At 61.6% G+C, this 13,098-nt stretch carries 4 protein-coding genes; 3 read left to right on the forward strand and 1 reads right to left on the reverse strand.

Annotated features, from left to right (window positions below; translation table 11 throughout):
* Positions 1-186: 186 nt before the first annotated feature.
* Positions 187-1,320 (reverse strand): cupin-like domain-containing protein, encoded by a 1,134-nt coding sequence (locus H097_RS24205; RefSeq protein WP_032862967.1) that lies wholly within the window; start codon positions 1,318-1,320, stop codon positions 187-189.
* A gap of 153 nt (positions 1,321-1,473) precedes the next feature.
* On the opposite strand from H097_RS24205, the gene H097_RS24210 reads away from it, so the two are divergent.
* The 3 genes from H097_RS24210 to H097_RS24220 all read left to right on the forward strand — a co-directional run.
* Entirely contained in the window at positions 1,474-2,214 is a 741-nt protein-coding gene (locus H097_RS24210) for an alpha/beta fold hydrolase (RefSeq protein ID WP_082445663.1), read from the forward strand.
* 44 nt (positions 2,215-2,258) lie between these two features.
* On the forward strand, positions 2,259-3,242 hold the full coding sequence (locus H097_RS24215) for a TauD/TfdA family dioxygenase (RefSeq protein WP_032862970.1): 984 nt from the start codon (positions 2,259-2,261) through the stop codon (positions 3,240-3,242).
* Between the two features lie 270 nt (positions 3,243-3,512).
* Positions 3,513-13,098, forward strand: a 9,586-nt coding sequence (locus tag H097_RS24220) for a non-ribosomal peptide synthetase (protein ID WP_050593438.1), incomplete at its 3' end; no start/stop codon positions are given.

Here is a 13,098-nt window from a genome sequence, read left to right on the forward strand (position 1 = left end):
GGAGCTGTCGAGCTTTAGCGAGGCTGCGATGGCGGCGGTACAGGCAGCGAAGATGTCGCCTGATCCACCGCCATCGCAGCCTCGCAGGGGCTCGACAGCTCCCACATTGATCTTCACCCAGACCGAAATTCCGAATCCGCCGCCAATCCCCTGTGGGAGCTGTCGAGCTCCCACAAGGTTCTGGTGTTACCAGCCGCGCCCGGAGTTGACCCAGAAATTCACGGACAGCGAGGTGGAGACAGACTCCACTTGATGGAACCAGCCTTCAGGCAGGAACAACAGGTCGCCTGCCTCCAGGGTCACCCGAAGAAAGTTCACGTCGCGGGACGCCGGGAAGCGTTGGTAGTCCGGGGCGTCGGGGTTGACTTCGCAGCCGTCGAGCCCGCCCTCTGGCGATGTCGACCAGGTGCCTAGCGCTTCACGGTGATGCGGAGCGGCGAGGGTGAAGGATTTGCGCCCCCAGACCTGGGCAAACATATTGTCTGTGTCATCGCGATGCAGGGGTGTCAGCGTGCCTTTGGGGCCGATCCAGATGCGTGGCGCGATGAACTGCGACTGATCGAAGTAGGGCGGGTGTTTGATCTGCTGCATCAGTTGTGCCGGCAGAATATTGTTGCCCATGTAGGCCGGCGGCGTGCCGTCGGCGTTTTTCGCTGCGGGAGTGTCCAGCGAGGCAATAAAGTCCGCCATGGAGGTGGAGCGAAAGTCGCGGTCTGCGGAGAAGGTCTTCTTCACGTAGTCGCCGTGACGGGTGATGCCTTGCAGTTCGGCGAAGTGCACCAGGGATTCTTCGCGGCTGAGTTTGAACAGGGGCCAGTCCTGCAGCGCATCGCTGATCACCAAGGGAATGCCGTGGGGCAGGTAACGGCTGCGAAATTCGCTGACGGACACTTCGCTGCGCGGCCGGCGTTCCACGGTGCGCAGGGGCGGCAGGCTGGCTGAAATTCGCTCGCTCAAGCGCGCCGGCGTCGGGTAGCGCTTGTTCTTATCGACCTTTTCCGCCTTGGCGCCACCCTGGCGCGCATGGTCGATGATCTGTGGCAGCATCGTGGCCAGGCCCATATTGCCGCTGATTTTCAGGCGTCCGCTGGCAAACAGCTCTTCGACGTTGACCATGCCCCCCATGATCCCGAGAAAGTCCCGCTCCGTCACCTCGATGGTCACGTCGGGGTGGGCGTGGCGGCCACGTTCTGTGCGGCTGTGGGTTTTGACCTCGGACCAGAATGCCTGTTCGGGTGCGAATGCGAATTGAAAGACACCTTCAATGCCGACGGCGCCGGCATTGGCGAACAGCTTGGTCAGAATGGTCTGCAAATCCACGGCGATCCCTCTTGTATGGGTTATTGATCTGAACAAGGGAACGAGCGCTGCTGCATGAAATTTATACATGATGTTGCGGGTGGTCTGGCGTGACCCTAATTTGCCCAGGCCTTCATCCGTTCCTTTTACACGTAATAGATTGGGGTAAACGTGGTGACCAAGCTGACACTGCTGTGCTTGCCGTACTCCGGCGCCAGCGCCATGGTCTACAGTCGGTGGCGGCGCAAACTGCCGGAATGGCTGCACGTGCAGCCAGTGGAGCTGCCGGGCCGTGGCGCACGTTTTGATGAGCCTCTGCAAACTGACATGCGCACCCTGGCGCGCCAATTGGCTGTGGAGCACAAGCCGTCGCTTGAGGCGCCTTATGCGCTGTTCGGGCATAGCCTGGGCGCTTTGCTGGCGTGTGAAATGGCGCATGCGTTTCGCGCCTTGGGCTGCCCGGAGCCGGTGGCGCTGTTTGCCTCGGGCACGGCGGCGCCGACCCTGCGTAGTGACTACGATCGTGACTTTGCCGAACCCAAGACGGATGAGCAGTTGATTGATCAACTGCGTACTTTCCAGGGCACCAGTGAGGCCGTGCTGGCGGACAAGGAGCTGATGAGCCTGACCCTGCCGGTACTGCGCGCCGACTTCTTGCTGTGCGGCCGTTTTCGCCCGCAGGAGCGGCCGCTGCTCAAATGCCCGGTCCATGTCCTGGGTGGCAAGGAAGACAAAGCCACCACGGAGCAACTGATCGGCTGGAGCAAGGAGACGGGCGGCAGCTTCTCGGTGGATATGATGACCGGTGGCCACTTCTTCATTCATGAGCATGAAGCGCGGGTGCTGCGGGTCATCAAGGAACACTTGGAGGGGCATCATCGCCGCTACGTCCAGATGAGCGCACTCGCTCGCTAGAACCGCGCCCGCTGGCGCAATCGATTGTTTACAGGAGGCCCATCATGGGTGTTGCCTTGGGATTTTCCGTTGGTCCGTTACGGGCAGGGCAGGGGCGTTTGCCGCTGCTGGTCGAGGCCACTGAGCCAGGCACCAGCCTGCTGGCGGTGTTTGAAGAACTCAGCGCGTTGGTGGATGAACACTTGTTGCGCGACGGTGGGATTCTGTTTCGCGGGTTTACCCTGGAGGGTGCCGAACAGTTTCGCGAGTTTGCAGCCAGTTTTGGTCATCCCTTGTTGAGTTACGAGTTTGGCTCGACCCCGCGAAGCAGTGTCACGCAGGGGGTGTACACCTCCACCGAGTATCCGGCGCACCAGAGTATTCCGCTGCACAATGAGCAGGCCTACTCCCGTGATTGGCCAATGAGAATCTGGTTCTACAGCATGATCGCCGCGCAGTCGGGGGGCGAGACGCCGATTGCCGACAGTCGTGAGGTCTACAAGCGTATCCCGGCCTATATCCGCGAGCGTTTCGTCAGCAAGGGCCTGATGTATGTCCGCAACTACGGCAACGGCCTGGATGTGGCTTGGGAGCAGGTGTTCAATACCGAGGACCGGGCAGTTGCCGAGGCGTACTGCAAGGCGCACGCAATTGTCTGCGAGTGGAAGGACGATGGCGAGTTGCGTACCCGCCAGACCTGCCAGGCGGTGGCTCGCCATCCGCGCACGGGTGAGATGGTCTGGTTCAACCAGGCGCACCTGTTCCATATTTCCAACCTGCAACCGGAGGTGCGTGAATCGCTGCTGGACATCGTTGATGAGGAAGATTTACCGCGTAATGTCTATTACGGCGATGGCTCGGCCATTGAAGACGAGGTGCTCAATGAGATTCGCGCGGTGCTCGACGACTGCATGATCAGCTTCCCCTGGCAGTCGGGTGATGTGCTGATGCTCGACAATATGCTTGCGGCTCACGCACGCGCGCCCTTCGAGGGCAAGCGCAAGGTGATTGTGGCGATGGCCGAAGGCTTTTCTGCCGACCAACTGTAAGCGTCATCCTCGATTGTTCCCGCACAAGCGGGAACGATCCCTCTGTATCCAAGCCCTGTAGCCACTGACTCATTCAGCAGTCAGCCAGGCGGCATTGCGGTGCTTCAAACGCAGAATTCTTCAAGCGCCTCAAGGTCCTCGGGACCTTATCTTCTCTGCCTCAGCGACTACAAGATAGTTGTTCTCAGTCGCTAATTTTCCCCGGTTGCATTCGTTTTATAGGGACGACGTGCCTTTGTGCTTCCTGCCTATTGATCCGGATGCTAAGAAATGAATGCTGAAGACTCCTTGAAACTCGCTCGCCGGTTTATCGGGTTGCCCCTGGAAAAACGCCGGCTGTTCCTTGCGGCCTTGCAAAAGGAAGGGGTGGATTTTGCTCAGTTTCCGATCCCGGCGGGTGTAGAAGTCGAAGATCGTCAGGCGTTGTCCTACGCACAGCGACGGATGTGGTTCCTCTGGCAACTGGATCCGCAAAGCGGCGCCTATAACCTGCCCAGTGCCGTGCGGCTCAAGGGTAGGCTCGACGAGTTGGCACTGGAGCAGGCCTTCGCCAGCCTGGTGGAGCGCCACGAAGCCTTGCGCACGGTATTTCGCCAGTTACCTGACGAAAGTCTGCAACAAGTGCCCGCCAGCGCCCCGTTGATTGTCGAGCGCGAGGACTTCAGCATCCTCCCCGAGGACGAGCGTGAGCGCCGGGTTCGCAGTGAAGCCCAGGAGCAGTCAATGCAGCCATTCGACCTGGCTGCCGGTCCGTTGCTGCGAGTCAAGCTGATCAAGCTCGATGCCGAGCAGCACGTGCTGTTGTTGACCTTGCATCACATCGTTTCCGATGGCTGGTCGATGAGCATCATCATCGACGAATTCGTGCGCTTCTATGACGCTCACCGTCGTGGTCAGGCGCTGAGCCTCGAACCGCTGCCGATCCAGTATGCCGACTATGCCTTGTGGCAGCGGCGCTGGATGGAAGCCGGCGAGCAGGAGCGCCAATTGGCGTATTGGCAGGAGCAACTGGGCGATGAGCATCCCGTGCTTGAATTGCCGACCGATTTTCCGCGCCCGGCAGTGGCCAGCCATCAAGGCAGTCGTTACGAGTTCGATCTGCCGACAGCCCTGGCGGATGAACTGCGTCAGTTCGCGCGCCAGCAGAATGTGTCGTTGTTCACCGTGTTACTGGCAGCCTTCAATATCCTCTTGTACCGCTACACCGGCCAGACCGACTTGCGGGTCGGTGTGCCGATTGCCAACCGTAACCGGCTGGAAGTCGAAGGCCTGATCGGTTTGTTCGTCAACACTCAGGTGATCCGTGCGCGCTTTGACGAGCAGACCCTGGTCGCTGGCCTATTGCAGGACCTCAAGGAAGTGGTCAATGCCGCGCAGGCCCATCAGGACCTGCCATTTGAGCGCCTGGTCGATGCCCTCAAGCTGGAGCGTAGCCTGAGCCACACCCCGCTGTTCCAGGTGATGTACAACCATCAGCCGGAAGTGGCTGACATCGAGACGTTGCAGCTGAGCTCCGGGCTCAGCTTGAGCCGGCTTGAATGGGACAGTCGCACCACCCAATTCGACCTGACCCTGGATACCTACGAAAAAGGCGGCACACTCAAGGCTGCCCTGACCTTTGCCAGTGATCTGTTCGTTCAGGCGACTGTCGAGCGCATGGCGGGCCATTGGCTCAAGGTGCTTAACGAGATCGTCGCCGACAGCGCGCGGCGGGTCAGTGAACTGCCGGTACTCGATGCCGCCCAGGTGCAGGCCCAGGTCCTGGAATGGAACCGTACCGAGGCGCAATTCCCGGCGCAGCGCGGTGTGCATCAGTTGTTCGAGGAGCAGGTGCAGCGCAATCCACAGGCGATTGCCCTGTTGTTCGACCAGCAGGCCCTGACGTATCAACAACTCAATCAGCGCGCCAACCGTCTGGCGCACAAGCTGCGCGAATCGGCACCGGCTGGTGCTGAGTTGCTGGTGGGCGTGGCTACCGAGCGTTCGGTGGAAATGGTCGTGGCGCTGCTCGCGGTTCTCAAGGCCGGTGGTGCCTACGTGCCGCTCGATCCGGAATACCCCAGCGAACGCCTGCGCTACATGATCGAAGACAGTGGCGTGCGCTTGCTGTTGACCCAGAGCCACCTGCTGGACAACCTGCCGCTGGGCGAGACCGTTCAGGCCTTGTGCCTGGACCAGGAAGGCGACTGGCTGGAAGGTTACAGCGATGCCAACCCGGCACTGCCATGCCTGCCGGAACAACTGGCCTACATGATCTATACCTCGGGCTCCACCGGGCGGCCCAAAGGGGCGGGCAACCGTCATACGGCACTGACCAACCGCCTGTGGTGGATGCAGCGGGCCTACAGCCTGGATGCCCGCGACACGGTACTGCAAAAGACCCCGTTCAGTTTCGACGTCTCGGTCTGGGAGTTCTTCTGGCCGCTGATGGTCGGTGCGCGGTTGGCCGTGGCGCTACCGGGCGAGCACCGAGAGCCGGCACGCCTGATCGAAACCATCGGGCGTTACCAGATCACGACCTTGCACTTCGTGCCCTCGATGTTGCAGGCCTTTATCCATGAGGCCGGGGTCGAGGCTTGTGGCAGTCTCAAGCGCATCATCTGCAGCGGTGAAGCCTTGCCGGTGGATGCCCAGCAGCAGGTGTTCAGCAAATTACCGGGCGCCGGACTGTTCAACCTCTATGGCCCGACTGAAGCCGCCATCGACGTGACGCATTGGCGGTGTGTGGACGAGCGTCGGGCCAGCGTGCCCATCGGTGTGCCAATCGACAACCTGCGCACCCAGATCCTTGGTTCCGGCCTGAGCCTTTTACCCGTCGGTGCGGGGGGCGAGCTGTACCTGGGTGGGGTTGGCCTGGCCCGTGGTTATCATCAGCGGCCAGGGCTGACCGCCGAGCGCTTTGTGCCCGATCCGTTCAATGCCGGTGAGCGCTTGTACCGCACCGGCGACCTGGCGCGTTATCGGGTCGATGGGGTTATCGAATATCTCGGGCGTCTCGATCACCAGGTCAAGCTGCGTGGCCTGCGTATCGAACTGGGCGAAATCGAAGCCAGCCTGTGCGACCACGAACTGGTCCGTGAGGCTGTGGTGCTGGCCCAGGACGGCAAGCAGTTGGTGGCTTATCTGGTGTTGACTTGCGAGCAACCGCCGGCCGACTGGCGCGAACAGCTCAAGGCCAGCCTGCTGCAAGGCCTGCCGGAATATATGGTGCCGCAACACCTGCTGGCGCTCACGGTGCTGCCGTTGATGCCCAACGGCAAACTTGACCGCAAATCCCTGCCGCGCGCCGAGGCTGGCGTGCAAGCCGAATACGTTGCCCCTGCCAGCGATATCGAGAAGGCCCTGGCGGCGATCTGGCGTGACGTATTACGCGTGGAACAGGTCGGTCTGGAAGACAATTTCTTCGAGTTGGGCGGCGACTCCATTGTTTCCATCCAGGTCGTCGGTCGTGCCCGTCAAGCCGGGATTGCCTTCAGCCCGCGGGACTTGTTCCAGCACCAGACCGTGCGCAGCCTGGCACAGGTTTGCCAGGCCAACGTTGCCGTCACCATTGATCAAGGTCCGGTCAGCGGCGAGGCACCGCTGACCCCGGTGCAACAGTGGTTCTTCGAGCAACCGATGACTCAGCGTGCGCACTGGAACCAATCGCTGTTGCTGACCCCGCGAGAAACCCTCGACTTGGCCCATGTGGACGCCGCCGTACTGCGCCTGATCGAGCAGCATGATGGCCTGCGCCTGCGTTTCGAGGCCGGCACCCAAGGCTGGACCCAGGCCCACGGTGCGATGCCGGATGCGTCGCCGGTATGGCAACGCCAGGCGGCTACCGCCGAGGAGCTAAACGCCCTCTGCGATGAGGCTCAACGTAGCCTGAGCCTGGCGCAAGGCCCGCTGTTGCGGGTGCTGTTGGTGAATATGGCGGACGGTAGCCAGCGGCTGTTGCTGGCCATCCATCACCTGGTGGTGGACGGGGTGTCCTGGCGCGTACTGCTTGAAGACCTGCAAAGCCTGCTGACCCAGGCCAGGGCCGGTGCAACCCTGGCGTTACCGGCGAAAACCAGCGCCTACAAAGTCTGGGCCGAGCAGTTGCAGGACTATGCCCAGCGCCCGGCCTTGGCTCGGGAGCTGGACTATTGGCAGGCGGCGCTGGCCGATGCTCCCGCAGACTTGCCCTGCGATCACCTGCAAGGTGGGTTGAGCAATGCCCTGGGGCAAAAGGTCTCCGTGACCTTCGACGCCCAATTGACCCGTCAATTACTGCAAGAGGTGCCGGCTGCCTACCGTACCCAGGTCAATGACCTGTTGTTGACCGCGCTGGCACGCGTCATTGCCCGCTGGAGCGGTGAGCAATCGGTGTTGATCCAGCTTGAGGGGCATGGTCGCGAGGAGCTGTTTGAAGACATTGACCTGACCCGCACCCTGGGCTGGTTCACCAGCCTGTTCCCGGTCAAGTTGACCCCGGCACAGGACCTGGCCGGTTCGATCAAGGCGGTCAAGGAGCAACTGCGCGCAGTGCCCGGCAAAGGACTGGGGTTCGGTGTGTTGCGCTATCTGGGCGAGCCACAGGTGCAGGCGATATTGGCGGAGCTACCGGCACCACGTATCACCTTCAACTACCTGGGGCAGTTCGACGCTCAGTTCGACGACGGCGCGCTGTTCGTGCCGGCCACCGAGAAGTCAGGCGTGGCCCAGGACGAGCAAGCCCCGCTGGCCAACTGGTTGAGCATCGAAGGCCAGGTGTATGGCGGTGAACTGTCATTGCAATGGACTTTCAGCAGCGAGTTGCACGAGCGCGCAACCATCGAGCGTGTGGCCGAAGACTATCGCCAGGAATTGACCGCACTGATCGGTCATTGCCTGCAAGCCGAAGCCGGTGGCGCCACGCCTTCGGACTTCCCGCTGGCCAGCCTGACTCAAGAGCGTCTGGACGCGCTGGAAACCCCGCTGGTGCAGATCGAAGATATTTACCCGCTGTCACCGATGCAGGAAGGCTTGTTGCTGCACACCTTGCTGGAGCCGAATTCGGGCATTTACTTCATGCAGGACCGTTACTGCATCGACAGTGACATCGACCTGCCGCGCTTTCGTAGTGCCTGGCAGCAAGTCATCCAGCGTCACGATGCACTGCGGGCCTCGTTCAACCTTGACCATCAGGGTGAAATGCTGCAGATCATCCACCGCCATGCGCCGCTGCGCCTCGACTGCCTGGACTGGAGCGAGGTGCCGGCCGAGCAGCACGAGGCCGATTTACAGCACCTGCTGGAGAACGAGCGCCAGCAAGGCTTCAACCTGCTGGAGCAGCCGCCGTTCAGCCTGCGCCTGATTCGTCGCGGGCCCCAGCAATACTGGTTCATCCTCAGTAACCACCACATCTTGATTGATGCCTGGTGCCGATCCTTGCTGTTGCAAGACTTCTTCACCCTTTACCAGGGCAAGCAGATGCCGCAACCGGCGGCGCGTTACCGTGACTTTATTGCCTGGCTGCAAGAGCAGGGTGAGGAAGCGGCAATCAGTGCCTGGCGCGAAGAGTTGCAAGGCGTCGAGCAACCGACCCGGTTACCTTACGACCGGCCCATGCAGCGCCAAGGCGGCCAGTCACAGATCGGTGACCGTTACCTGAACCTGGAGCGCAGCGAAGGTCGCGCCTTGCGTGAGCTGGCCCAGCATTATCAATTGACCGTCAATACCTTCACCCAGGCGGCTTGGGCGCTGGTCATGCACCGCTACAGCGGCGAGTCGGATGTAGTGTTCGGTGTGACGGTGGCGGGTCGACCGATCAGCCGTCCCGAGATGCAGGACACCGTTGGCTTGTTCATCAACAGCATCCCGCTGCGGGTGCGCATGCCGCAGGCTGGTAGCGTCAAGCAATGGCTGCAGGCATTGTTCGAACACAACCTGGCCTTGCGTGAGCATGAGCATCTGCCGCTGGTGAAAATCCAGGCCTGCAGCCACATCGACAGCAGCCAGCAGTTGTTCGACAGCCTGTTTGTGTTCGAGAACGCGCCGCTGGAGAGCGCGGTGGTCAGCGGTGCCCAGGAACTCAGCGCGATTGCCGACAGCGCCCGGACCCATACCAACTACCCACTGACGGTGGTGGTCTACCCGGGCGATGAGCTGGGGCTGCATCTGTCCTACGACCAGCGCTTCTTCGATGAGGCAACGATTGACCGTTTGCTGCACGATATGAAGCGTGTACTGGGTGCGCTGGTCAGTGGTTTTCATGGCCAATTCTCGGCCTTGTCGCTGCTGTCCGACGCGGACCGCTACCAGTTGGTTGAGGCCTGCAACCAGACTGAACGCAGCTATCCGCTGGACCAGGGGTATGTGCGTCTGTTCGAGGCCAGTGTGGCGCAGTACGGCGAGCGCACGGCCGCCTCGTGCCTGGACCGGCAATGGAGCTACAACGAACTCAACCGCCAGGCTAACCGTGCCGGTCATGGGCTGATTGCGGCAGGTGTACAGATCGACCAGCCAGTGGCTTTGCTGGCCGAACGGGACCTGTCGTTGCTGGGCATGATCATCGGCAGTTTCAAGGCGGGTGCCGGTTACCTGCCGCTCGACCCGCATTTGCCGGATGAGCGCCTGTTGCGTTTGCTGGAGTTGAGCCGCACGCCGGTGCTGTTGTGCTCCGCCGCTTGCGCCGAGCGTGCCCGCAGCCTGTTGGCCAGCCTTGCAGTAGAGGTTGCGCCGCGGCTGTTGGTCTGGGAAGACCTTCAGCAGGGGGATGCTGCGCAGGGCAACCCGCAAATCTACGTCGGTGCCCGCCATTTGGCGTATGCGATCTACACCTCTGGTTCCACCGGCACGCCCAAGGGTGTGTTAGTCGAGCAGGGCGGCATGCTCAACAACCAATTGAGCAAGTTGCCGTACCTGGAACTGGGGGAAAAGGACGTTATCGCCCAGACCGCATCGCAGAGTTTTGACATTTCGGTATGGCAATTCCTCACCGCACCGCTGTGCGGGGCGCGTGTCGATATCGTGCCCAATGACATTGCCCAAGAACCAGCAGCCTTGTTGGCCCATGTACGGCAGGCGGGTATCACGATTCTGGAAAGTGTGCCGTCACTGATCCAGGGCTTGCTCGATGAGCCAGTGATGGCTTTCGAGCACTTGCGCTTTATGTTGCCAACCGGTGAAGCGATGCCGCCGGAACTGGCCCGCCGCTGGTTGCAACGCTACCCGGCAATCGGCCTGGTCAACGCTTACGGTCCTGCCGAGTGTTCTGATGACGTGGCCCTGTACCGCGTGGAAATGGCCGCGACCCAGGGGACTTGCCTGCCCATCGGCAGCCCGACCGACAACAACCGCCTGTACCTGCTTGACGGCCAGTTGCAACCGGTGCCTGTGGGCGCTGTGGGTGAACTCTGGGTTGCTGGCGTCGGTGTTGGTCGTGGTTACCTCAGTGATCCGGGACGTACGGCCATGGCCTACCTGCCGGACCCATTTGCCCTGGAGGCTGGTGGCCGGCTGTACCGCACCGGTGACCTTGGTCGTCGGCGTAACGATGGCCTGCTGGAGTACGTGGGGCGCGTCGACCATCAAGTCAAGGTGCGTGGTTTCCGGATCGAGTTGGGTGAAATCAGTGCGCACCTGCTGGAACTGGAGGTGGTACGCGATGCTGCGGTCGATGTCTTCGAAAGCGGCACTGGCAAGGCCTTGGTGGGCTACGTGGTGCCGGCATCGGCCGACCTTGCCCACGATGCATTGCGTGACAGCCTGCGCGACAGTCTGCGCCAGCGTCTGCCCGATTACATGGTGCCGTTGCAGTGGGTGTTCCTTGAGGGGCTGCCACTGACCCCGAACGGCAAACTGGATCGCAAGGCCTTGCCGGCGCCGGATGCCGGTCAGTTGCAACAATGCTTCGTGGCCCCGCGCAACGAACTGGAGCAGCGTGTCGCGCAGATCTGGCAGGACGTGCTCAAACTGGAGCGTGTCGGCTTGACTGACAACTTCTTCGAACTGGGCGGCCATTCGTTGTTGGCCACCCAAGTGATTTCCAGGGTGCGCCATGCGCTGAATATCGAACTGGCGCTGCGTACGCTGTTTGAACACACCACCTTGCACGCCTTTGTCCAGGCCCTGGGCCAGAGCCAGGCTGGTGGCGAGCCGGCGCTGGTGGCGGTGGATCGTCAGCAGCCGCTGTTGCTGTCCTATGCCCAGGAACGGCAGTGGTTCCTCTGGCAACTGGAACCCCACAGTTCGGCGTACAACATCCCGCTGGCCTTGCGTCTGCGTGGAGCCCTGGACGTGGCCGCTCTGACACGCAGTTTCAATACGCTGATCGAGCGCCATGAAAGCCTGCGTACGCGCTTTATCCAGGACCAGCAGGCGCTGCAAATCATTGATGCCCCGCTGGCATTGGCGCTGGTGGCAGAACCTTTGGCCAGTGACGCGCTGATCGCCGCCGCCGTGCAAGCCGAAGCTCAGGCGCCGTTCGATCTGCAGCAGGGGCCGTTGTTGCGGGTGAAATTGCTGCAACTGGCGGCGGATGATCATGTGCTGTTGCTGACTCAACACCACATCATTTCTGATGGCTGGTCGATGCAGGTCTTGGTGGAGGAACTGATTGCCCTGTATGGCGCCTATAGCCAGGGCCAGAGCCTGGAACTGCCAGCCCTGGCGATCCAGTACGCCGATTATGCGCAATGGCAGCGCCAGTGGATGGAGGCCGGTGAGCTGCAACGTCAACTGGCTTACTGGAGCAACCAGTTGGGCGATGAGCAACCGGTACTCGAACTGCCGACTGACCGGCCGCGCCCGGCGGTGCAGGATCAGCGTGGCGCGCGCCTGGAAATCCCGTTGGACGCGGCGCTGAGCGCCGGCCTGCGACAACTGGCACAGCGCGAAGGCGCGACGCTGTTTATGGTCTTGCTGGCGTCGTTCCAGGCCTTGCTACATCGCTATAGCGGGCAAAGCGACATTCGTGTCGGCGTGCCAGTGGCCAACCGGCAGCGGGTCGATATCGAGCGTTTGATTGGCTTCTTCGTCAATACCCAGGTGCTCAAGGCCGAGGTGGATGGCCAGGGTGCGTTCATCGAACTGTTGCGACAGGTCAAGCACACGGCGCTGCAGGCCCAGGCCCACCAGGACCTGCCGTTCGAGCAACTGGTACAAGCGTTGCAGCCGGAACGCAGCCTGAGCCATAGCCCGCTGTTCCAGGTGATGTACAACCACCAGAGTGAGGGCAAGAGAAGCATCGACGTCGACTTGCCAGGGTTGCGGGTCGAAGGCCTGGCCTGGGAAAACCAGACCGCGCAGTTCGACCTGACGCTGGAAACCTACGAATCGCGCGACAGCCTGAGTGCCTCGGTGGTGTATGCCAGCGCACTGTTCGACGCCAGCACCATCGAGCGCCTGGCGCAACACTGGCAGCACCTGTTGCAGGCGGTAGTGGCTGACCCTACGCAACGTATTGCGCAATTGCCGTTGCTGGCCGCAGCGCACGAGCGTGTGATTCTCGAAGACTGGAACCGCACCGCCGCAGCTTACCCAGCCGGGCAGTGCATCCAGCAGTTGATCGAGGAGCAGGCGGCGCGCACCCCAGAAGCGGTGGCGCTGGTGTTTGCCGGGCAACAACTGAGCTACGCCGAACTCAATGCCCGGGCCAACCAGTGGGCGCACCGCCTGCTGGAACTGGGCGTCGGCCCGGACGTGCTGGTGGGCGTGGCGGTTGAACGGTCGCTGGAAATGGTCATCGGTTTGCTGGCGGTGCTCAAGGCCGGTGGCGCCTATGTGCCGCTGGACCCGGAATATCCGCAGGATCGCCTGAGCTACATGATCGAAGACAGCGGCCTCAAGCTGCTGCTGAACCAAGCTCATCTGGCCTTGCCGATCCCGGCTCATGTGCAGGCGTTGGACC

It is taken from the genome of Pseudomonas sp. FH4 (assembly GCF_000510915.2).
GTDB classification, from domain to species: Bacteria; Pseudomonadota; Gammaproteobacteria; order Pseudomonadales; family Pseudomonadaceae; genus Aquipseudomonas; species Aquipseudomonas brenneri.

Excerpts from the sequence above, each read along its gene's own strand:
- H097_RS24215 (WP_032862970.1), top strand. The coding sequence starts at position 2,259 with ATGGGTGTTGCCTTGGGATTTTCCGTTGGTCCGTTACGGGCAGGGCAG.